This is a genomic window from Telluribacter roseus (assembly GCF_017355915.2).
Classification (GTDB): domain Bacteria; phylum Bacteroidota; class Bacteroidia; order Cytophagales; family Spirosomataceae; genus Telluribacter.
This window is the reverse complement of record NZ_JAFEUV020000010.1, coordinates 127,445-149,712: the sequence shown is the minus strand read 5'-3', so window position 1 is coordinate 149,712 and position 22,268 is coordinate 127,445. Positions and strand designations below refer to the sequence as shown.

23 protein-coding genes are annotated in these 22,268 nt (G+C 51.0%); 7 read left to right on the top strand and 16 right to left on the bottom strand.

The window, feature by feature from the left end; translation table 11 throughout:
- Positions 1 to 23 precede the first annotated feature (23 nt).
- Complete coding sequence (locus JTN23_RS18285) at positions 24 to 383, top strand: SpoIIAA family protein (protein WP_247236469.1); 360 nt, start codon at positions 24 to 26, stop codon at positions 381 to 383.
- Positions 384 to 536: 153 nt separating this feature from the next.
- On the opposite strand, the gene JTN23_RS18280 is transcribed toward JTN23_RS18285, so the two are convergent.
- The 3 genes from JTN23_RS18280 to JTN23_RS18270 all read right to left on the bottom strand — a co-directional run bounded on the left by JTN23_RS18280 (position 537) and on the right by JTN23_RS18270 (position 4,477).
- On the bottom strand, positions 537 to 1,094 hold the full coding sequence (locus JTN23_RS18280) for a hypothetical protein (RefSeq protein ID WP_247236468.1): 558 nt from the start codon (positions 1,092 to 1,094) through the stop codon (positions 537 to 539).
- A gap of 569 nt (positions 1,095 to 1,663) precedes the next feature.
- Positions 1,664 to 3,847, bottom strand: coding sequence for a M3 family metallopeptidase (locus JTN23_RS18275; protein WP_247236467.1), 2,184 nt, complete (start codon positions 3,845 to 3,847; stop codon positions 1,664 to 1,666).
- 132 nt (positions 3,848 to 3,979) lie between these two features.
- Positions 3,980 to 4,477 carry a cupin gene (locus JTN23_RS18270; protein ID WP_247236466.1) on the bottom strand — a complete coding sequence of 166 codons (498 nt, stop codon included), beginning with the start codon at positions 4,475 to 4,477 and terminating at the stop codon, positions 3,980 to 3,982.
- A 286-nt stretch (positions 4,478 to 4,763) separates the two neighbouring features.
- Here JTN23_RS18270 and ppnP point away from each other — a divergent pair, with 286 nt between their 5' ends.
- The 3 genes from ppnP (at position 4,764) to JTN23_RS18255 (ending at position 6,419) form a co-directional block, all read left to right on the top strand.
- On the top strand, positions 4,764 to 5,045 hold the full coding sequence (gene ppnP, locus JTN23_RS18265) for a pyrimidine/purine nucleoside phosphorylase (RefSeq protein WP_247236465.1): 282 nt from the start codon (positions 4,764 to 4,766) through the stop codon (positions 5,043 to 5,045).
- A gap of 124 nt (positions 5,046 to 5,169) precedes the next feature.
- Entirely contained in the window at positions 5,170 to 5,565 is a 396-nt protein-coding gene (locus JTN23_RS18260; RefSeq protein ID WP_247236464.1) for a nuclease A inhibitor family protein, read from the top strand.
- Entirely contained in the window at positions 5,562 to 6,419 is an 858-nt protein-coding gene (locus JTN23_RS18255; RefSeq protein ID WP_247236463.1) for a DNA/RNA non-specific endonuclease, read from the top strand. Before JTN23_RS18260 ends, JTN23_RS18255 begins: the two co-directional genes overlap by 4 nt.
- Positions 6,420 to 6,491: 72 nt before the next feature.
- Here the strand turns inward: JTN23_RS18255 and JTN23_RS18250 are convergent, their stop codons facing one another.
- The 10 genes from JTN23_RS18250 to JTN23_RS18205 all read right to left on the bottom strand — a co-directional run bounded on the left by JTN23_RS18250 (position 6,492) and on the right by JTN23_RS18205 (position 14,999).
- Positions 6,492 to 8,408: an AAA domain-containing protein gene (locus tag JTN23_RS18250; RefSeq protein WP_247236462.1), complete on the bottom strand. Its 1,917-nt coding sequence runs from the start codon at positions 8,406 to 8,408 to the stop codon at positions 6,492 to 6,494.
- A gap of 95 nt (positions 8,409 to 8,503) precedes the next feature.
- The gene (locus JTN23_RS18245; RefSeq protein WP_247236461.1) at positions 8,504 to 8,788 is read right to left on the bottom strand and encodes a YidH family protein; all 285 of its coding nucleotides are present in this window, start codon (positions 8,786 to 8,788) and stop codon (positions 8,504 to 8,506) included.
- Between the two features lie 87 nt (positions 8,789 to 8,875).
- Complete coding sequence (locus JTN23_RS18240; RefSeq protein WP_247236460.1) at positions 8,876 to 10,159, bottom strand: citrate synthase; 1,284 nt, start codon at positions 10,157 to 10,159, stop codon at positions 8,876 to 8,878.
- 255 nt (positions 10,160 to 10,414) lie between these two features.
- Complete coding sequence (locus tag JTN23_RS18235) at positions 10,415 to 10,654, bottom strand: amidohydrolase family protein (protein ID WP_247236459.1); 240 nt, start codon at positions 10,652 to 10,654, stop codon at positions 10,415 to 10,417.
- Positions 10,645 to 10,929, bottom strand: a complete 285-nt coding sequence (locus JTN23_RS18230; RefSeq protein ID WP_247236458.1) for a hypothetical protein — start codon at positions 10,927 to 10,929, stop codon at positions 10,645 to 10,647. The genes JTN23_RS18235 and JTN23_RS18230 overlap by 10 nt, the downstream gene beginning before the upstream one ends.
- Entirely contained in the window at positions 10,926 to 11,348 is a 423-nt protein-coding gene (locus JTN23_RS18225; protein ID WP_247236457.1) for a hypothetical protein, read from the bottom strand. Before JTN23_RS18225 ends, JTN23_RS18230 begins: the two co-directional genes overlap by 4 nt.
- Positions 11,349 to 11,438: 90 nt before the next feature.
- Entirely contained in the window at positions 11,439 to 12,380 is a 942-nt protein-coding gene (gene miaA / locus JTN23_RS18220; RefSeq protein ID WP_247236456.1) for a tRNA (adenosine(37)-N6)-dimethylallyltransferase MiaA, read from the bottom strand.
- 43 nt (positions 12,381 to 12,423) lie between these two features.
- Positions 12,424 to 13,323, bottom strand: a complete 900-nt coding sequence (locus JTN23_RS18215; RefSeq protein WP_247236455.1) for a hypothetical protein — start codon at positions 13,321 to 13,323, stop codon at positions 12,424 to 12,426.
- 139 nt (positions 13,324 to 13,462) lie between these two features.
- Entirely contained in the window at positions 13,463 to 14,074 is a 612-nt protein-coding gene (locus JTN23_RS18210) for a hypothetical protein (RefSeq protein ID WP_247236454.1), read from the bottom strand.
- 325 nt (positions 14,075 to 14,399) lie between these two features.
- Positions 14,400 to 14,999 (bottom strand): outer membrane beta-barrel protein, encoded by a 600-nt coding sequence (locus JTN23_RS18205; RefSeq protein ID WP_247236453.1) that lies wholly within the window; start codon positions 14,997 to 14,999, stop codon positions 14,400 to 14,402.
- 354 nt (positions 15,000 to 15,353) lie between these two features.
- On the opposite strand from JTN23_RS18205, the gene JTN23_RS18200 reads away from it, so the two are divergent.
- Complete coding sequence (locus tag JTN23_RS18200; RefSeq protein ID WP_247236452.1) at positions 15,354 to 16,181, top strand: alpha/beta hydrolase; 828 nt, start codon at positions 15,354 to 15,356, stop codon at positions 16,179 to 16,181.
- A gap of 228 nt (positions 16,182 to 16,409) precedes the next feature.
- Here the strand turns inward: JTN23_RS18200 and JTN23_RS18195 are convergent, their stop codons facing one another.
- Both JTN23_RS18195 and JTN23_RS18190 read right to left on the bottom strand, forming a co-directional pair.
- Positions 16,410 to 17,441, bottom strand: coding sequence for a spore photoproduct lyase family protein (locus tag JTN23_RS18195; protein ID WP_247236451.1), 1,032 nt, complete (start codon positions 17,439 to 17,441; stop codon positions 16,410 to 16,412).
- A gap of 95 nt (positions 17,442 to 17,536) precedes the next feature.
- Positions 17,537 to 18,280 carry a Mut7-C ubiquitin/RNAse domain-containing protein gene (locus JTN23_RS18190; RefSeq protein ID WP_247236450.1) on the bottom strand — a complete coding sequence of 248 codons (744 nt, stop codon included), beginning with the start codon at positions 18,278 to 18,280 and terminating at the stop codon, positions 17,537 to 17,539.
- A 294-nt stretch (positions 18,281 to 18,574) separates the two neighbouring features.
- Between JTN23_RS18190 and JTN23_RS18185 the strand changes: the two genes are divergently transcribed.
- Positions 18,575 to 20,506 (top strand): M13 family metallopeptidase, encoded by a 1,932-nt coding sequence (locus JTN23_RS18185; RefSeq protein WP_247236542.1) that lies wholly within the window; start codon positions 18,575 to 18,577, stop codon positions 20,504 to 20,506.
- Between the two features lie 77 nt (positions 20,507 to 20,583).
- On the opposite strand, the gene yjjX is transcribed toward JTN23_RS18185, so the two are convergent.
- Entirely contained in the window at positions 20,584 to 21,141 is a 558-nt protein-coding gene (yjjX, locus tag JTN23_RS18180) for an inosine/xanthosine triphosphatase (RefSeq protein WP_247236449.1), read from the bottom strand.
- Positions 21,142 to 21,296: 155 nt separating this feature from the next.
- Here yjjX and JTN23_RS18175 point away from each other — a divergent pair, with 155 nt between their 5' ends.
- Positions 21,297 to 22,079, top strand: a complete 783-nt coding sequence (locus JTN23_RS18175; RefSeq protein WP_247236448.1) for a sialate O-acetylesterase — start codon at positions 21,297 to 21,299, stop codon at positions 22,077 to 22,079.
- Positions 22,080 to 22,268: the final 189 nt, after the last annotated feature.

The following is a 22,268-nucleotide window of genomic DNA, read 5'->3' as shown; positions in this document are numbered from 1 at the left end:
TATCTACAAAAACACATGGAGCAATGGTAAAGTACCTGGATACAGAAAAGGATGACCTGGTGGCCGTAGTCGTATCGGGCACCCTTGAAAAAGAAGACTACACCCAGCTGATTCCCCGTGTGGAAGCCAAGATCCGCCAGTACGGAAAGATAAATCTGTACTGGGAGATGGATCGGTTTGAAGGGTGGAATATGGCCAGTGCCGTGCAGGACCTGAAACTGGACATCAAACACGCCAACGATTTCAGACGCGTAGCGATGGTCGGGGCAAAGAAGTGGGAAGACTGGCTCACCCAGCTCATGAAGCCATTCAGCGATGCCGAGGTAAAGTACTTCGACCTCACTGAGCGTGAACTGGCAATGGCTTGGGTGAAGGAACAATAGTGCCAGGGGATAAGCTAAGGCAGGTTGGTTTGAGGCCTCTTTTAGTTGATAGAAAAAGCGGGTCTGGATCAGTCTATTGATCCAGACCCGCCCGTATTGCAGTTAGATAAATAGGTTAGTGTGGTATCGGCAACGTGTGGAAGTACCCTTCCATCAGGCAAAAAAGCTTGGCTTCATGAATTCACCCGTTTGCCAGGACACATCACGTCGACGGAGCGACTGAGCGATCCGGATGATCTCCTCGGCCCGCTTTCCCTGCTCACCGATGCTGGCCTGGTTGTAGACCTGCTGGCCGTTGGGCTCCCACTCAAACAGCTCGGTTTTATCATCATAGATCCCGACAGGAGCACGTTCCTCCTCTTCGGCCAGGCTTTCGAGCATGGTCTGCGCCTGCTGGTAGGTACTACAGCCCACATGGTGGTACTGATCATGGCGCAGGTACAGTACCGAAAACCGGTTCCGGTCCGGGGTGGATTCCGACCGCTGGATTTGGATTGGAGATTCCACCTCTGTTTCCAGCGAAGTTCCGGCACTGTCATTTACTTCTGTTGACAGCAGGGGCAGGCAGTTATCGCCGTACGGTGTGAGCTGACGATTGATAGACTCGAACACCTCGGCGTGTTTATTGATATAGCCAAAAAAATACTTCTTCATAGTCCGGCTAAGTACCTTGGGGGTAACCTTGCCTGCATACACCTGAATCAGTTCCATAAGCATTTCATTTTAGAGTGATTACTTTCCATTCCAACTACATATTTGAGAGTTGGATGGGGCTGCTATGGGATAAATTGACATTTAGAAAGTACAATATTTGTACGTCTGATGATAGCCCATATAGCAGCCTGTTTTACTTGGTTTACAAATTGTTCCTGTTTTAGTACGTGTGTAAATAGTACAATATATAGGGCGAATAGTCCGATGCTTTACCTTACTAATTCTATTTATCTACAAAGTAAAACGGCAGAGGTAATGCTATGGTTTACAAATAGTTGTGTAATATGCTGTTGCCCTGAATATTCTTTATAGGATCCAGTGGTTATCTTAGTATAGTACCAGAAGTGGGGGCGGTGGAGCAGAAGAATTACAGCTTGAAGAGTACTTGTAGAGTGTAGATGAGATAGACTTAGGTTTGGATACTGCAACAAAAAAATTATATAGTTATATTAATTGGTTGTTTAAAAGTAAGGTATTTGTTTGTCAGTAATGGGTACAAAAAAAGCAACCTACTCCTGCCCAGGAGTAGGTTGCTTAACAGGTAATCTAGACTAGCGCAGGTACCTCTACTTCTTAAATCCACGCTTCCGCATGAGCGCCTCTACCTGAGCGTCGCGTCCGCGGAAAGTGCGGTAGCCTTCGGCCGGATCAATGGTGTTCCCGATGGAGAAAACATGATTCCGCAGCCGCTCGGCCACCTTCTTGTCGTAGGGGCCACCGGCTTCGGTGAAGGCACCGAAAGCATCGGCTGTCAGTACATCCGACCACAGGTAGCTGTAGTAGCCCGCTGAGTAGCTGTCACTGCTGAATATATGCAGGAACTGCGGAGTACGGTGGCGCATTACCAGCTCATTAGGCATTCCCATAGCCGTCAGCGTTTCGCGCTCAAAGGCATCCGGATCTATCTTCTGGTCACCTGCCAGGTGTAGCTTCATATCTATCAATGCACTGGACAGGTACTCGGTTGTCGCGAAGCCCTGGTTGAAGGTAGCAGCCCGTTCGATCCGCTCGACCAGTTCCTGCGGTATAGGCTTTCCGGTCTGGTAGTGCACCGCGTAGCGCTGCAGCACTTCGGGAGTAGAGAGCCAGTGCTCGAGCAGCTGCGAGGGGAACTCTACGTAGTCGCGGACCACGGCCGTACCGGCCAGCGACGGGTAGGTGACATTGGACGAAAGTCCGTGCAGCGCATGCCCAAACTCGTGGAACAGCGTAGTGGCATCGTCCCAAGATATCAGTACCGGCTCGCCCTCTTTACCCTTCACAAAGTTGGAGTTGTTGGATACAATGGTAGTGACGTTGCCGTCCAGGCGCTGTTGCCGGCGGTAGGCGTTCATCCAGGCCCCCGAGCGCTTACCCGTCCGGGCGTACGGGTCAAAGTACCATAGCCCTACGTGCTTGCCCGATTGCTTATCCGTTACTTCCCACACCTTTATGTCCGGGTGGTACACGGGTACATTGGTTACAGGTTTGAAGTTAAAGCCAAACAGCTCACCCGCCACCCAGAACATCCCCTCGCGGAGCTTGTCCAGCTGCAGGTACTGCTTTACCTCGTTCTGATCCAGATCGTACTTTTGTTTGCGTACCTTTTCGGAGTAGTATCGGTAGTCCCAGGGCTCAATTTTGATGTTGGCACCTTCCTTATTGGCCAGCGCCTGCATATCGGCTACCTCCTCACGTACCCGCGCTACTGCTGGTTTCCACACCGCTTCCATCAGTTCCAGCGTCCGCTCGGGTGTTTTGGCCATGGTGTTGTCGAGCCGCCAGTGGGCGTGGGTAGGGTACCCCAGCAGTTTGGCCCGTTCGGCGCGCAGCTGCAGTATCTCGGTAATAATAGCGTTATTGTCGTGCTCGCCGCCGTTATCGCCGCGATTCACAAACATCCGCCACGCCTTCTCCCGGAGTTGCCGGTTGTCGGCGTAAGTCAGGAATGGATCTACCGACGAGCGCGTGTTGGTGATTACCCAGGCATTAGGCAGCTTGCGCGCCTCAGCCGCCGCATCCGCGGCCTCCCGGAGCGACGGCGGGAGCCCGGCCAGGTCGGCTTCTTTCTCTATCACCAGTACCTGATCCGTTTCGTCGGCAAGCACATTCTGGCTGAATCGGGTAAAGAGCCCCGCCAACTGCTGATTGATTTCGGACAAACGCGCCTTGGCTTTATCATCCAGTCTGGCACCGGACCTTACAAAATTATTATAGTAGAGCCAGGTCAGGCGTTGCTGCTCCGGCTTCAGGTTCTTCTTCTGGGGCGAATTATATACCGCTTCTATCCGGTTAAACAGGGCCTTGTTCTGCGTAATCTTATCCGAAAAGGCCGCCATGCGCGGAGCCATTTCCCGCTGCACCGTCTGGAACTCCGGACTATTCATTGTCGAACTCCATACCCCGTACACCGTCTGTACCCGGTCGAGGGTCTGGCCGGCCCGCTCCAGGGCAGCAATGGTGTTTTCAAATGTAGGCGCCTGTTTATTAGTGGCTATACGCTCGATGTCGGCCAGGTTTTCTTCCATGCCCGCTTCCAGGGACGGCCTGAAATCAGAAACTTTTACCTGATCAAAAGGAGGGACGCCACCATACGGACCTTTCCATTCGGCCAGCAGTGGGTTCTGAGTAGTAGCTGATTGTGTCGTAGAGGTGGTGCTGGTACTTGAGGTACTCATGGTATTGCTGGTTTTGGCACAATGCGTTAGGGTTAATACAGTAATGACGGGTACGGCCATTCTCTTGCCATAGTAGGTGAATCTATTGTTCATAAAACCTCTTTTTTGTAATACATTTCTGTCTGGTACAATCCTGTCGGGGTGACTAATTTCAACGTGCAAGGTACCAAAATAGGTATAGGTAAGTTGCATGAATCAGCGTGATGTCAGGCGGAGAGGCGATAGCTACTTCCATATTTTTATCAGTCCTCTTTCTTTCCCGAACAGCGGATCGGTGGCAGGTACCGGCAGGGCTGCGATAGTCTGATCGACCCGGGGGCGCTCACCCGATTCGCCTTTATTAAGGTCCCAGTCACGTCCCTCCGGATAAGCACCTACAATGCTCAGACCCTCACTCCTTAGGTTTTTGTGTCCTACGCCAGCCGGGATCACGATCACATCTCCGGCTTGTACTTCCACCTTTTCGCCCCCTTCACCACCCAGGTGCAGCAGCGCCGAGGCTTGGTATACGCCCAGTACCTCGTAGGTGGTACTGTGGTAGTGGTGGAAGTCATACACGCCATTGCGCCACGAGTTGGTCCAGCCATTAGCTGCAAAGGTTTTTTCCAGCCAGGCCACACCTTCCTCGTTGCGCTCCGCAAAGGCATTGCGGTACAGCAGCAGGGGAAGCTTGCTATTGGGGATGCTGCCGTCGTCATTGAAGTAGAGAGTTTCGGGAGTCATAGGGTTGTTGGTCTAAGTTTCAATATAGAAACCCAAAACAGGGGCTGGGGTTAGGTAGGGCCTGTGTGAATTTAGAGAACGGTGTTAGGACAACGTGTCTTATTAATATGGGGTAGCCGGTGAAGAGGGAGTTATACTAGATAATGCTTTCTTTTAAGAAACATCATGGGGAAGAAACTATCTGGTATGAAGTACCACAACCTTGAAGTATTGTTTGAGGAATGAATGGGTTTTATAGCCGGAAAATTGTTATTTCGGGCACTTAAACTTAATCCAGTTACTATCTATGATCAGCGTAAACGAATACTTTGGCGGTTCAGTAAAATCACTTGGCTACCAGACCGGAGCCGGCAAATCTACAGTAGGTGTCATCAACGAGGGAGAGTACGAGTTTGGTACCTCTCAGCATGAGATCATGACCATCATAGAGGGCCAACTGCTTGTGCAGTTGCCAGGCTCGGAAGATTATCAGCCCTACGGACAGGGACAAACCTTTGAAGTACCCGCTAACGCCTCTTTTAAAGTACAGGCCAGCGGGCCGGTGTCGTACCTGTGTCAGTACCGGTAAGCAGTGACCATTGAACAGGTGCTGGGGACTGGTCAGGAGATAGCTGGCGATAATTAGGAGCATTGATAACTTGTTTCTCTGATTTGAGTTATTAGTTTTAAAATGATCGACACTATTTGCCTGTATGGTACTCAAAGAAGAACTTTTGCCGCTGCTGGACGAACTGTGGTACCCGAGCGAATCGGACGAACCCATTGAGTTTATCCACGTCAATGCGGCGGATGTGACCCTGCCGCTGACGCCAGATTCACTGGCAAAACTACTATCACTGGATTCCGGTCGTATCGTGGAGAAGGAGCCGACGAAGTTCTGGGATGGAGTAACTACCCTGCAGGACTGGTACGACGAAACGGAAACCGAACGTACCAAACGCTTTATTCGTCTGAAAGAGATACTGGATAACCGACTCACGGGACAGCAGTACTTTGAGGTGGGGGAAATAGAGGTGGACGCGTACCTGATCGGGTCGCGATCGGAAGGAGAACTGGCGGGAATTAAAACCATGATTGTACGGACATGAAGAAGCTCATAGCCCTGGCCCTGCTTTCGTGGGCTGCTGTCGGATGTAGAACCGTAGCGGTACTTCCGGAATCCAAAAGTGTCCACCTGAGTATGGGCAACCCAACGGATGCCCGGGCGGATACCAATCAGGCCAACAACTACCTGATGCTCAAAAACCAGTACGCGCTGTCGTACAACCGGGCTAAGGGCCATGCCAACTGGGTGGCCTGGGAGTTGTCGCCCCAGTGGCTGGGGAGCAGCGACCGTCAGGACAACTTCCGGCCCGATCCCGATCTGCCGGCGGGCTGGTACCGTTCGGTCCCTTCCGACTATACTAACTCAGGCTTTGATCGGGGACACCTCTGTCCTTCGGCCGACCGCACCGGCTCCGACGCCGATAACGTGGCTACCTTTCTGATGACCAATATTATCCCACAGGCACCTGAGCTCAACCGGGAGGCCTGGGCCCGACTGGAGGACTACTGCCGTACCCTGGTTCAGAATGGAAACCGACTCTTTATCGTGGCAGGTACCTACGGTACGGGTGGGGAGGGCAGCCGGGGCAATCAGACCAGCCTGAAAGACCGGATACAGGTACCCGCCCGTAACTGGAAGGTGATCGTGGTACTACCTCAAGGGGGCACCCGCGAGCAGATCACAGCCACAACGCCGGTTATAGCCGTAGATTTTCCCAACCGTACCTCCCAAGTAGATAATCAGAGCTGGCAAAGCTTTATAACTACCCCCGGCGCTATTGAACAAGCCGCCGGTGTACGGTTCTTTTCATACCTGCCCGCCCGGGTAAGAGATGCCCTGCGTCAGTCACGCTTCAACCCCGACACTTCTCCTTTAGGGGCAGTGGAAAGTAGGTAGTTGTGAATGAGTGATTGAGAGAATGATAGAATTAGTGAATTTAATTATTCTCCAACTCTCTCATTCTCTCATTCAACCATTATAAATAAACTCCCAGGCGCTGTGGTAGGCGTTGTGCTGCTCAGCGTAGGTGATGAAGTCGGTGTAGAAGGGCAGTGATGATAACGTGGCGCTGTCGCCGATTACCACCAGTTTTTTCTTCGCCCGGGTCATCGCTACATTCATCCGGCGGATGTCCGACAAGAAGCCAATCTCACCCTCGGAGTTGCTGCGGGTCATGCTGATGTACACCACATCCCGCTCCTGCCCCTGGAAGCTATCAATGGTATTGACCGAAATTCGGTCGCCGTACTGATGCAGGTCCGGGGCGTGTTTCAGTTGCTCTTTCAGGATCGCAACCTGCTTTGAGTAAGGAGAAATAATGGCAAATGTGGGGAAGTTATCAGCCCCATACATTTTACCACTGTTCAATTCTCCCACCAGACCGTGCAAATGACGAAATAGAAAAGCCGCTTCTTCGGGATTGGTGCTACTGGTACCATCCAATTGCTCATCAAATCCACAGCCGGCCGTGTCTATAAAAGCCAGCGGAGCATCGTTAGGAAAGAGTGTATGATGGGCCACCGATGGATGCGCCTGTAGTTTATCCTGGTAAAATACCCTGGATGAATATCCCATGATAGCTTCATTCATCCGGTACTGCTCTTCAAGTAGTATTACAGCTTCGGGATGCTCTTCGACGCACTTCTCGAGCAGGGTAGTACTCAATCCACCCTTAGCGGCTTCCACGGATTTAATGGTCGGGGAGAGCTGGAAGTGGTCACCTGCCATTACCAGCTTTTGGGCTTTCAGGATAGGGATCCAGCAGGCAGGTTCCAGCGCTTGTCCGGCTTCGTCTATGACTACGGTGTGGTAGGTTAGATGCCGTACGGTATAGTGGTTGGAGCCCACCAGCGTAGCCGTAATCACCTGCGCCTTGGCGATCAAATCATCCATGATGTACCGCTCCAGCTGGTCTACCTCCTTCATGATCTTGTGGGCTTCATCAAACAGGGCCTTACGCTGGTCCCGCTCGGCTTTACCGAAGCTACGCTTGTACTTGTGGGCCATGTTCTTAAATTCGTTGGCCTGCTTTTTCAGGGTTTTGATCTCCTTCATGCGCGGATGCTCGGCCATCCGGTTGTCCAGTGTCAGCGCCATCAGCCGCTCCGATACGCGCGCCGGGTTGCCCACCCGCAGTACATTCAGTCCTTCGTCCGATAGCTTCTCACTTAGCAGGTCCACGGCTGTATTACTGGGCGCAATCACCAGTATCTGCTTGTGTTCCTGCTTATGCAGGGCCTTAATGGCCTGTACCAGCGTGGTGGTCTTGCCCGTACCCGGAGGGCCGTGTACTATGGCCAGCTCATTGGCCGCCAGTATCTTCTCTACGGCCGACTGCTGCGATGGGTTTAGTTTAGGATGAGCATAAGCTGGAATATCCGACTTGAATGTAGGTCCTTTCTCGCCCGTCAGGATCTGGGCCAGACGCCCTTCTTCCGGCTTGGTGGCAAGGGCAGTAGCCTGCTTCAGGGCATTCTGCATCTCGTCGTAGCTGGTGTCGTCAAATAGCAGGTCGATGCCTAGTTTTCCGTCGCGGGTCCAGTCGGGTAGTTCGTCGGTACGTAGGGTGAGGCGGAGCTTGTTGCCACTCTGGTGCGAGATCGTACCTTCGACACGGTCTTTCCTGGGATCATAGTTGGAGAATAGCGCGGCCGGGGCTCCAAAGCGTAGCTGGTGGGCTATGTCCTGATGCGTGGTACGCTCCACCTCTACGGTAAGGTAGTCGCCACGGCTCATCTCGGTATTACGGATGGCAATAGGGTACCAGGCCAGTCCGCTGGCCCGGCGGTCGGTGATGGTAGTAGCCTCAATGAGCTGGATGTATTGCCGGCGGTCTTCTTCCCGCTCGGTTTTCAGTAGGTCAAGTAGTTTTTTAAAGTAGTCCATGTATATAAGGTAGAAGGGAGGAGAGTAGGAATGGAAGAACGTGTCAAAGTATTCTATACTCACACACAAACTCACTCAAACATTCATTCGCTCTTTCACTCCGTAAGTGTATGTTCTCTGATCCGTTTTTTTACCGCAAAGAAACGCCAGAGCCCTATACTCAGTACTATTGGAGCTATAACCAGGAAAACGTACCCCCATGGCTCAATCCTGCTAAGCACATCAAGCCGCAGAATAGTAACACCACCCGCCAATAAGGCCAGGCTGGTGCGGAAGTAGGAAAGAAAGGTACGCTCATTGGCCAGGTGGGTACGTTCGACGGCCAACTGGTCGGTTATACTTAGTTTGATTTTAGTGGGGGCAGCAGCAGGTTTTTCCATAGGATATAGAACAATTCGTACTCTACTAACAAAAAAAGCACCGCCATGACTGTAGTCGGCGGTGCTTTTTTAAAGTATGTACAGATCTTATCTGCTCTCCAACGCTACAAAGTCGCGTTGTGCGGGACCTACATATACCTGACGGGGACGGCCGATAGGCTCTTTGTTGGTACGCATTTCTTTCCACTGTGCGATCCAGCCCGGCAGACGGCCAATGGCGAACATCACGGTAAACATATTGGTAGGAATACCCAGTGCGCGGTAGATGATACCCGAGTAGAAGTCTACGTTGGGGTACAGCTTGCGGCTTACGAAGTACTCGTCTTCCAGGGCAGCGGCTTCCAGTTGTTTGGCAATCTCGAGTACCGGATCATTTACACCCAGTTTGGTAAGTACCTCGTTGGCTGCCTTTTTGATAATGCGGGCGCGGGGATCGAAGTTCTTGTACACACGGTGGCCAAAACCGAACAGACGGAAACCGCTTGACTTGTCCTTGGCCATGTTGATGTACTTCTGGGTATCTCCACCATCCGCTTTAATTGCTTCCAGCATCTCGATTACCTCCTGATTGGCACCTCCGTGCAGCGGTCCCCACAGGGCGCTGATACCGGCCGAAATCGACGAGTAGATGTTAGCCTGCGATGATCCTACCAGACGTACCGTTGAGGTAGAGCAGTTCTGCTCGTGATCGGCGTGCAGGATCAGGAGCTTGTTCAGAGCGGCCGAAACTACCGGATCTACCTCGTATTTCTCAACGGGCAGGGCAAACATCATCGACAGGAAATTAGAGCAGTAGTCGAGGTTGTTGTTGGGGTAGTTGACAGGGTGGCCCTTTGACTTCTTGTACGACCAGGTAGCTATGGTAGGCAACTTGGCCATCAGACGGATGATGTGCAGATCGGTCACATCCTCGGCCGTAGAGTCATACGTATCGGGGTAGAAGGCGCTCATGGCACTTACCAGCGACGACAGTACGCCCATGGGGTGCGCATTGACCGGAAATCCTTCGAAGATCTTACGCATATCTTCGTTAACGAGCGTATGCGTACGTACTTCGTGTTCAAACTGCTGGTATTGCTCCTGCGTAGGCAACTCACCGTAGATCAGCAGGTAGGCTACCTCCAGGAATGATGCTTTTTCGGCCAGGTCTTCGATGGAGTATCCGCGGTAGCGGAGTATACCTTCTTCTCCATCCAGGAAGGTGATGGCACTTTTGGTGGCACCGGTATTTTTGAAACCACTATCAAGAGTTATATAACCGGTTTGATCGCGCAGCTTGGCAATATCTATGGCTTTTTCGCGCTCGCTGCCTTCGATGACCGGGAATTGGTAATTCTGACCGTCAATCGTTACTTCGGCTATCTGTGACATATAGTTAATGAGGATATTTAGGATTAAAGTGTAACTGTATTTTTAGGGTTATGTTGAAGAAAATGTATATATCTAAGATGAAATAGGGCTGAAATAACAAAGAAAGTTATCTCGCACAGACCACTATTCATAATCATAACCTACTACCGGGCGTGTTTGGTCTGCTGTGCAATATTCGAAAAAATATTTGTACTTTCTATGATTTTTGTACTTTATTAGTACCTATTCGCTAGTCAAAAGAAAATAAGTTTAGTATCAGGGAGTTCTGTATAGGTAGCCTCCTTTCATTACTAGTCGGACATTTCGAATGGCTCTGATAGATTGCGTAGGGTCGCCGGCTACGGCCACCAGATCCGCCAGCAACCCCGGCGCTACACGCCTCAGCTCATCCAGATGAAAGATGCGGGCATTGACCGATGTCCCTGACTTCAGAGCCGCTACGGGTGTCATTCCATACTCGACCAGCAGCTCCAGTTCGCAGGTGCCTATAAGCATATGAGGTCCGGGAGGAACGCCTTCATCAGTAGCACGCCTAAGGAATGCATCACCGTGGCTGGTGCCTTCGGTTCCAGGTCCCTTATGGTCGTAAAACAGTTTAACAGCGTTAATTTGCTCTGTTTTGTGGCCTTTACTACCCCATAGGCTCGGGGCTCACGCTGTACCTGAGCATCCCGGCAGGTTTCGTTGCCGGATGGTAGCAGCTGACCGGCCGCTGCGATGCGCTCTCCCTGTACCCATACCAGCCAGAGCAGGACGAGCATGCGCCTCATACGCCCGGTGTTTTGCGGGCTTCAAACAGAGCCGTTATGAAGTACTTGGTGAACAGGCCGATCAGAATAATCGGGAGCAGGTGCGCTCCGTAGATGAATGACTTGCCCGTGAGGCGGTAAGTAAATGAAGAGAAGGTTACGTATACGTGGGCAAACAAAGCCATACCCAGTACCATAAGCATCAGGTACCACCAGGGCGCTATACGGGGGGGAGTCTTGATGCGTATGATTTCACAGATTAATAAGGAGATACCTACTACCAGGCCTACGGTAGCCAGCGCGCGCGGGAAGGTCTTCAGGTAATCATGTTTGTAAAATAAGATGCCCAGACGGCCGATGAGGTTGGGGTGTGCCAGCATGTAAGCATCTGTAACACTCAGTACTACCAGCAGCAGGGTAGATGTCAGGTTTCTTTTCAAGCTTAGTCAGGTTTAGTCAGTTCATATAGTGATACGCTAAAATAAGCACGGGTACGGGTAGCAGTCAACCTTTTTTGGCATTAGTAGAGGTTAAAGGCTCTGCGCCTCCTGCCAGCGGGCTACTATTTCTTCCACCTGAGCAGAGGTATCCTTTTCCCAGTGGAGCCACTGGATGGCTATGCCGTCACGCTCCATTTTCCGGAAAAACGTCATCTGTCGCTTGGCAAACCGGTGGATCTCTGTCTCCAGGCGCTGGATCATATGCTCGTAGGTGAGCTGACCGGTCAGGTACTCGGTGAGGTACTTGTACTCCAGGCCGTAGTAGATAAGCTGCTCCGGACTGAGCCCCTGCTGTAGCAGGCCTTCTACTTCTTCTATCAGCCCGTGCTGCAAGCGCTGCCGTAGTCGAGTGCTGATTCGTTCCCGGCGTATTTCTACGGGTGGATTGAGACCAAAGGCCAGGTACTTCATCTGCGTAGATGCGGTAGGGGGAGTGAGCTCCGGATGTTTACGCAGGTAGGTACTTATCTCAATGGCCCGGACTAATCGCTTGCGGGTAGAGGTGTCGGCTACCTCGGAGTAGGACGAAGAGGTACTTTCAAAACGCATATACAACTCCTCGTCCGTGAGCTGTTCCAGCTCCGAACGAAGTACTTCATCAACGGGTATGCTCGTGTACTGGTGGTCGCGCAGGACGGCGTCGAGGTACAGGCCCGTTCCACCGCACACCACAGCTGGCTTACCCTGTTGCTGTATTTTATTAAGTACGCTCCTGAAGTCTTCCTGAAACCGGTGTACATTGTACTTTTCACCCGCCTCCACAATATCGATCAGGTGGTAAGGTACAGTGCCCTGCGAAGTGGTGTACTCGGAAAGATCTTTACCGGTACCAATGTCCATGCCACGGTACACCTGCCGCGAATCAACACTGATAATCTCACCCCCCAGTCGCTGGGCTACCTGTACAGCCAGATGGGTTTTGCCGGAAGCCGTGGGACCAAGTATAACGATAATGGGCAGCAATAGCAGCAAAAAGATGATTACGGCTGCAAGATATGGAAAATGTGGTAGCGGGCTATTTACTCAACAGTTTTATGTACTTCCGACTGCCCGAGTTGTATACTTTCACAAGACTTTGATCTAGAGTATTCCCTTCGGGCAAACGGTGCGGATAGTGGCGAATCAGCGAGCGGGTATCCAGCCAGAACTCCTGCGGAGGCGTATCATCCGCGGCCTCGAATCCCAGGCGCTGGTAACTACCTCCTTCCGACCAGTCCAGGTCGGCGTAGGTCATGATGTCGTCAGGCTGTTGATCCTGTTCAAAGGCCTTGAGTAATTTGTCCAATCCACCTACTACGGTAGTATGCAGCCGGTTGGCAAACCGGACCAGCTCGCAGGAACGGTACGGCTGCCCCGACCTCACAATGGTACGGGGGTGGCTGAATGTAGCCACCGCCACGAGGAGCTCGTCAGGGGGCAGAGCTTCCTGTTGGAGGTACCCGGATGAGAGGATGCGGTAGTAACGCGGGGGCAGGAACAAGCCGTACTTGTACTTGGAAAGCGTGACCACCTGCGTGTGATTGTGGGCCAGGAAAGCTTCGGTAGTAGGTCGGTCAATCCGTCGTACCTGAGTAACCCGGGCGGGTATTCGCTCGGATATTCCCAGCAGGGCCAGCAGGCGTGACTCCACCACCGGCCGCTTTGTGAACCATACATCCTCCCACAGATGAATAAGTACAAGCCCCTGACTGCGAAAGTATTGACTGATGTTAGAAAAGTTAGTGGCCGGAAAATCAGCAGCCACTCGTTGCCAGGTAGGCAGGTCCACCAGGTGAAGTACCACATCCGCTCGGCCTGCCTTTGCTACCCGTACCAGGGCGAACGGACTCTGCGGGTGGCTCATTAGCACCACCGTCACGGGCCATGATGCCAGCCATTGGGTGATCTGCTCAGTAAATGGAATGGCGTGCTGCAAGCGGTAGATTGTTGAGGTACTTGGTTAAGGCATTGCCCCAGGCAAAGCAGGTGGTAAATATAGTACCAAAAGATAAAGCACAGCGAGGGGCTGTGCTTTATACTTAATTACCTGCTACAAAATAGCGCACCGTTACATGTTACTTCTTTTTGCCAAGCCCGAACACCAGACCCAGGTTTACTCCGTAGAACTTTGAGGTAGATTCGAAATCTACGTTGTCGGCAGTCCCTACCTGCGCACTGTTGTTCTTGTTTCCGAAGATGACGTGATAAATACCTTCAAGCTGGATACCTACATTGCCCGTTGAGAAGATGACTCCGGCACGGGGAGCTGCTCCCAGGTGGCTCCGGCGGGCTGTCTCAGTGATGCGGTTGCCGTTGAACCGGGTATCGTACTTGCTGAAATACATACCTGCATCACCGCCCAGGTAAGGACGCACTACGCCATCGTACAGAAACAGGTCAATCGTGGCCGTTACGGGTGTAAGAGTACCGCTATGGCTAAGAGTTTGTCCACCTACTGAATATTCCTTGCCGTCTGTAAACGTTTTGGCTGCCAGACCCACCGCAAACTGCTCTGACGGGAACACCCGTAGATTGACGCCTCCTCCATAAATGTTGTTAGCACCTTCGAGATTAGATTTGGCAATACCGCCCTGCAGACCTAACGAGAACTGAGCAGAGGCGCTTCCCGCTGATAAGAGCAGGCACGTTAGGGCAGCTCCGGCCCAGCGCTTCATGTTTTTTTTCATAGTAAAAAATAATTTATGGGTTGGGTAATACACTCAGGAAAGCAAAAAGATAGTGCCAGTTAAAGTGCTGTATTAAAGCACTTTAATGTAGTGGGTTTAACGAAAGAGTACAAAAAGGTGATTCTTAAGATTTTACCTTTAGGTAGTTGAAGCGGGTGGATCAGTGACTTCTACGAGGCTTCGGGGAATGGGGAATGTGGTCTGGAGAAAAAAATTCCCCGACTACCTGTAGAGTCGGGGAATCAATGGGCTGGACGTCTTCTCAAAATCCAACTTTATAAGTCTGTTCTCAGTAATATTGACTATTGTTCATCAAATAAGTCTATTACTGACCCAGCTTGAATACAAGGCCTACGTTAGCTCCCCAGAAGTTATTGACATGGTCAATGTTTACTCCGGCATCTGACACACGCAGGTTGTTGTTCTGATTACCAAAAATGGCATGGTAGGCAAATTCCGCATTCAGACCTACACGTCCAAAGTCAAACAGGATACCACCACGTGGGGCCAGACCAAAATTAGAAGCGCTCGTTCTGATCAGCTGGGTATCGTTCTGATTCACCCGGAAGTTCTGGAAGTATACACCCGCGTCGGCTCCCAGATAGGGACGTACAAATCCATCGGTCAGCAGAAAATCGGCAGTGAGTGTTACCGGTGTGATGTTGTTGACAAATCGGGTAGGTCCACCGGAGAAATCATAGTTAAGTCTTTCGGAATAAATACGACCCGCTACACCAAGGGCCACGTTGTCATTCACAAAGTACTTGAGATTGATACCACCGCCAGGATAGCCTTTGGCGTTATCAGCAGTTGATTTGAAAACACCTCCCTGTACACCTACTGCGAATTGAGCATTTGCGTTTCCGAGTGACAGGAACAGCCCCACCAGAGCCACTCCAGTCCATTTCATAAACTTATTTTTCATGGTTTAACTAAAATAGTTGGTTAATGCTATTTTGTATATAAAAAACAGTGCCTAAGTGGGTGAAGTCACAACGAGTGGTAGGTAAGTTGCTGTAAGATAGAGAGATGAGTAGTGATGGTTTTGCTTTAACGAACACGTGGAATCTATAATTATACTAAGGCAGTGGAGGAAAAAGCTCCTCACGTACGTAAGATTACCTGTGTTTTTTGTGGTAAATACCCGGGGTGATTTTGAAAATTTGTGCCAGAGTAATAGGTGGCTCATATTTACTTTGTAAGGGAGAAATGCTCACCATAACCCCTATATGCACAAGCCTAAGCAGCTTTACATTTAACTACTCATACCTGATCTACAATGTCCCGTTTACAAACCCTCATTACTTCCCTTTTTCTTCTACTGCTTATTCAGGCTGTACAGGCGGCTAAGATTGATACCGTCGAGACCTACAGCGCTTCCATGAACAAGACCATCAAGGCTGTGGTGATGACTCCCTCTAACTACACATCGTCGGCTAAGGAGTTTCCGGTGCTGTACCTGCTGCACGGGTACAGTGGCAACTACGCCGACTGGGTCAAAAAGGCTCCGGCCATACTGGATGCCGCCGATCAGTACCAGATGATTATTGTGTGTCCCGATGGGAACTACAACAGCTGGTACTGGGATAGCCCCGCTGACCCGAAGTCGAAGTACGAAACCTACGTAGCCAATGAGCTGGTAAAGTGGGTGGATAGCAAGTACAAGACCGTCAAAGACAGATCAGGACGTGGTATCACTGGACTGAGTATGGGAGGACACGGTGCCCTGTACCTGGCCATGCGCCACCAGGATGTATTCGGGGCAGCTGGTAGTATGAGCGGTGGAGTGGATATCCGGCCCTTCCCCAAGAACTGGGATATGGCCGCCAAACTGGGTACCTACGCGGAGCAATCCGAGCGCTGGGAGCAGAATACAGTCATTAACCTGCTGCACCTGCTTACGCCTAATGCGCTGGCACTGATTATTGACTGCGGTACCGAGGATTTCTTTTTCCGGGTCAATGAAAACCTGCACCAGAAAATGCTGGAGCGGAATCTGCCCCACGACTACATCACCCGCCCCGGCGCACATAACTGGGCCTACTGGAACAACGCCGTCATCTACCAATTGACATTCATGCAGCGGTACTTCAATAAGGTGAAGTAGGGGTTTTTGTAAGGAGGAAAGGAGGAAAGAATGAAAGGTAAGAAAGGGGGCTGCCCGAGGAAGTAAGGGCAGATTCAGAGTAATATTTCAAGTTAGAAGTTCATACTTGAAACCTATCTGCTTCTGATGAAAAAAAGGCTTACGCGAAGAACCCTTTCTGCGCGTAAGCCTACTGATAGACAATCGAAAATACTTTCCTGCTTTCCTCCTTTATACCTTTTCTCTTCCCTAAAATATATACCTGATCTCGCACCAGGGAATTACTTCCTGCTGGAGTGCCCGAAATTCTGCAATCCACTGGGCTTTGAGCTGGTGTTTGTATCTGACATTGACCCCACCAAACTGACTCACCTTGGTCTCCTGTACTTGCGGTGCCCAGATCAGGCTCTCAGCCTTCGGGTTAATAGATAAGTTTGTTTCGTGCTGGGCCTGGTTGTGCGTCACAAATATCACCTCACAACTCATCTGCTCCTTCACCTTTGGATGCACCGTCTGGTTCAACTGCTCAAACAGCTCCCGATAATCCTGTAACCAGCCCTGGTATACGATGACCGGCGAGAAGTTGACATGTACCTCATACCCTGCCTCATAAAAGTCATTGATGGCCGCCAGCCGTTTCTCCATAGGGTCCGTACGTACATCTACCAGTTTGCTCACCTTGTGGGGCAACAGGCTAAACCGAATGCGGGTCTTGAACTGCGGATCGTAGTTGAGCAGCTCCGGGTTTACAAACTTCGTAGCGAAGGTGGCAAAGGCCTTCGGGTGTTGCCGGTAAAAGCGGATAGCCGTTTCTACCGAGTCGCCTAGCGTGGCGTCTACTGATATGTCGGAGTTACAGCCGATGTCGTAGGTATAGTACCGGGAGTGGGTCTGGTTGGGTACCTTGGGCCAGGACTGCTGCTGTACGTGACGGTCCACCGCCGTCAGGATCTCCTCCGTATTGGTAAACAGCGTAATAGGATTGACATTCTTGTTGCGATCTACGTAGCAGTAGGCACAGGCACCCATACAGCCGTTGGCGAGGCTAGGCGCAATAAAGTCGGAGCTGCGACCACTCTCGCGGATGGTCATCGTTTTCAGACGTCCCAGTACCAGTACATTGGATTTGACCTGGTAATGATTCCCCTCAAGCTGAGGGAGTCGGTTGTGCTGTCGGATCTCCTGCTGTATCACATCCTCATGGCTGAGGAGTATATCATTGCCGCGCTCGTTGAGGGCGTCAGGAGTATAAAAGATGGTTAATGGATTGAAAGTGTGCATATACTATTAACACCTTATGCAGGGGTATAGTTCTTTGTTGGTGGCTAGGTAAATAGTTGATATATAGCGAATTGTGTAGTTAAATTATCTTGATTTTAACCTGCGATTTTATTCAAAAAAGCCTGCATGCGCTCGTAGTGAGAGCCTTTCCAGTAGACCCTCTGGCAGGTCTTACACTGGAAGAATTCATTAAAATAGAGCCGGGTTTTGGGAGGTAAGTTTTCTAACACTGTTTCCTTGGGTACTTTCAGCAGGTTTCCGTTACAGGTCAGGCAGCGGGTAAAGGGGTGAAAGTCATGTTTTAACTGAAACTGCTGTATAACTTCCGCCAGTTGCTCATCCGCGTGCTGTGACCGCAGCCAGTAGCCCCGGCTAACAGCCCGGTGCTTAAGCAGACCAATATCCCGCGTCAGCACGATACGATTTTCCTCCTGCGCGATCCGGGCTATGGTAGCATCGTTGTAGTCGTTCTCGTAGCGGGAGTCAAAGCCCAGCATACGCAGGAGCTTGGCCAGGCGGCCCAGGTGTACATCCAGCACAAAGGTAGTAGGCCCGGGTGTAGGCGTATGCAGCGAGTACCCTTCGGGCCACTGAGGGCTATGGTGCAGGGGGTATACCTCCACCAGGGCTTCGGGCTGTAAGGGCGAGAGTAATGCCACGGGGGACCCATTCACCAGTAGTACATCAATCTCCGGATGAGGTACTCCGATGGCTTCAATGGCATCTTTGACCGCGGGTTGGTCACGATAGGTGTAAGAGACCCAACTGTTTCTAAGGGAGGGGCTTAGGAAGTCATTCAGACTACCATGAAAATAAAACTGGGCTTTCTGGTCGTTCATGCAGCGGATAATGGGTCTACCTATTCGATGATAATACTGACTAATAATAAGTAGAACAACAATTTGGCTAAAACTTCCTATCTTCGGAACTTGAAATAATTTAATTCGGGTTATTTCTACTGAATCAAAACATTTAGTTAACGATTTATGCCTACACAAAATCCTACAAAAAGCAGGTCTGAGTGGAGCTCTCCATTCAGGCTTATGCTATTGGGTGCGGCTACTGTTGTCTCCCTTGAGGCGGCAGCTCAGCAGGAAGCCAGCCCTAAGGCTCCCTTCATCGACAAAGCCAACATGGACCTGAGCGTAAAGCCGGGTGATGATTTCTACCAGTACGCCAATGGTACCTGGCTTAAAAACAATGCCATTCCCGCTAAAGAAACCCGTTGGGGGAGCTTTAACGTACTGCGCGATTTCAATATCAATGCCGTCAAAACCATTCTGAATGAAGCGGCTGAAGACAAGAACGCGGCTTCGGGCTCAATAGAGAAGCGCGTGGGTGATTTCTATGCAGCCGGTATGGATAGCGTAGCCATCGAAAAGCTAGGCTATACACCCATTAAAGCCGATCTGAAAAGAGCCGGTGCCGTAAAAGATGTTAAAGGGGTACTTAATGAAGTAGCTCTCCAGAAGACTTCCGGTATTGCTTCGCCTATGTTTGGCTTCTACGTAGGTCAGGACCGGAAGAATGTCGAGATCATGATTCCCCAGCTAAGCCAGGGCGGAACCACCCTTCCCGACCGTGACTACTACCTGAAAGACGACGCCCGCAGCAAGAAGATCCAGGAAGCCTATATTACCTATATCACCAAGCTCTTTACTCTGACTGGCGTACCTCAGGCTACGGCTGCCAAAAATGCCGAGACTATCTTCAATCTGGAGAAAAAGCTGGCCGAAGCGCAGATGAGCCGGGTAGAGATGCGTGATCCTCACAAAACCTACAACAAATTTGCCGTAGCGGACTTCGCCAAAACTACTTCCAGCATCGAATGGAAGCCGTTGATGGCTAAAATGAAGGTAACTGGTCAGGATACTATTCTGGTCAATAACCCCAGGTTCTTCACTGAGCTCAATGGGCTGCTGACCAGTACGCCTATTGCTGACTGGCAGACCTACCTGCAGTGGAATGTACTGAAGTCGGCCGCTCCTTACCTGAGCTCACCGTTTGTGGATGCCAACTTCGCCTTTACGCAAGCCCTCACCGGACAGAAGGTACAGACTCCCCGCTGGCAGCGCATGTCCTCACTCACTGACAATGCTATCGGTGAGCTACTCGGACAACTGTACGTGCAGAAGTACTTTAAGCCCGAGGCCAAAGCCCGTATGAACGAGATGATCGGCAACCTGGTGAAGGCCTACGAGATCCGGATCAAGGGTCTGGAATGGATGAGCGATGTTACCAAGGAAAAGGCCCTGGCTAAGTTGCACGCCTTTAAGCCTAAGGTAGGCTACCCTGATAAGTGGAAAGACTACAAAGGCCTCGCCATTAACCGTAACACATTCTTTGAGAACGTTCGTAACTCGAGCCAGTGGTCGTACAATGATATGGTAAGCCAGTTGGGCAAGCCCGTAGACCGTACCAAGTGGGGCATGACACCTCCGACGGTGAACGCCTACTACAGCCCCGTAATGAACGAGATCGTGTTCCCGGCGGGTATCCTGCAGTTCCCCTTCTTTGACCCTAATGCCGACGACGCTGTGAACTACGGTGGTATCGGAGCGGTGATTGGTCACGAGATTTCACACGGATTTGACGACTCAGGCAGCCAGTACGACAAAGACGGTACCCTGCGCAACTGGTGGACTCCCGAAGACCTGACCCGCTTCAAGGAAAGAGCCAACGCCTTGGCCAAGCAGTTTGATGCTTATACCGTACTGGATACTATTCATGTAAACGGTAAGCTGACCCTGGGTGAGAACATTGGTGACCTGGGTGGTCTGAATGCGGCGTACGAAGCGTTCAAAATGACCAAGCAGGGACAGTCCAATGAACTGATCGACGGCTTTACACCTGACCAGCGTTTCTTCTTGTCCTGGGCTCAGGTATGGCGTATGAATATCCGTCCTGAGACAGCCGCACAGCTGATCATTACCGATCCTCATTCACCCAGCGAATACCGTACCATCGGAGCACCGGTAAATATGGACGCCTGGTACAAGGCCTTTAATGTGAAGCCTGGCGACAAGCTGTATATCAAGCCCGAAGATCGTATCCGTATCTGGTAAGAGCAGAATACAATATATAGTTATAGCAAAGGGCGCCTGTCGACAGGCGCCCTTTGTTCTTTAGTACTTAGGAAAGCTTACTGTACCTCCGCTTTAGGATAAAGCGCTCTATTCTTAAACGACACCAGTGCCAGCAGTACCGCCTGCTCATAAAGTTGCCTGCGATCCACAACATTATCCGTCAGCAGGCCAATAGCACCTCCTTTTTGCTTGGAGTTGGTATGCCCGAACACCTGGTCATCAGCTTCGCCTAGTTCAACCCCCTGCTTCACCAGGGCCGCTACGGCCGGCGGAAGGAAGAAGGCGCCGGAACGGGCTTTACCTGCCATCGTATGCGATTTTACTACTATCCAAGCAAAAGCGGCCAAGTCATCACCCATTGTTTCTACTCCTCCTTCTATACCAATCCAATAGTCGGCCTCCGGGAAGGCTGTATAAGCATTTTGCACCCGATTTTGGGCACCGAGTAGGGTTTCCTGATCGGTCATAGGCTGATCGGCTACTCCGGAGGGGACCGATACAGGTACTACCTCAAAATCCATCTCCGGAAACATCAGTTGGAATCCGGAGAGTGCCGCCTCAATCTTTACCGGATTTTTAGAGGCAACTACAACGGTGCGTATTTCTTTATTCATCTGAAAAGAGTAAATCACTTAGTAGAGATATGAAAATGTAAATCTAAAAAAGAATCCTGCTACTAGTAGGCTTTAGCTGGTACCCATAGTTTTGGAGGTTGTCTGTCTTTATGGTGTGAGTACCTTTATTGTTCCGATCTTAATCATCATTGTTCATGAGAAAGTACCTGCAGTTTCTGATTATTTCATTTCTGATAAGTCAATACATAGGCGTGGCGCTTGCGCAAAAGCCCCGGAAGCTGGACCTGTACCTCCTGGTCGGGCAGTCTAATATGGCGGGTAGGGGAGCCGTGGAGACCGAGGATCGGACGCCGCACCCCCGCATATGGATGCTGAACAAACAGGAGGAGTGGGTACCGGCCACCGAACCCATGCACTTTGATAAGCCTACTGTGGTAGGTGTAGGGCCGGGTTTTGCCTTTGGCAGGAAGATCGCCGAAGCCTTTCCCCGGCGCAACATCGGACTCATTCCCTGTGCGGCGGGTGGGTCAGCCATCGATTCCTGGGTACAGGGAGGCTATCACGATCAGACTAAAACGTACCCCTACGATGAGACACTCGTCCGGGCGAGGGCCGCTCTGAAAAACGGGCGTCTGAAAGGCATTATCTGGCACCAGGGCGAATCGGATAGTAGTCCCGAAAAAGCCGAAGAGTATGCCGCCAAACTGGCCGACCTGATCCAGCTGTTACGCCAGGAGCTGAATGCACCCGACGTGCCGGTAGTAGTAGGTACACTCGGTGACTTCTATGTCGCAAAATCACCCGCCGCAGCCGTGGTCAATCGGGCTCTTGAGGCGCTCCCTCAGCAGGTAGATAATACCGCCTGTGTTAGTTCAGGAGGTCTGATCCATAAAGGGGATAACACCCACTTTGACTCTCCCTCCGCCCGGGAGCTGGGGCGTCGCTATGCCGAGGCTATGTTAAAGTTAGTGAAGTAGATGTTGAAGTAAGTAAAGTAGTAGGAGATAAATGTTTTTTGTCAATATCTTTATAACGTTCTTATCGCGTTATAGGTAGATTAGTTTCTTTTATGGACTGCTACTAATATACTTTGCTGTGAGGTGGATAGGTATTGTGAGGGCGATATGGCAGGGAAGTAGTTCAAGTACCCTAAAAGTATTTTATTA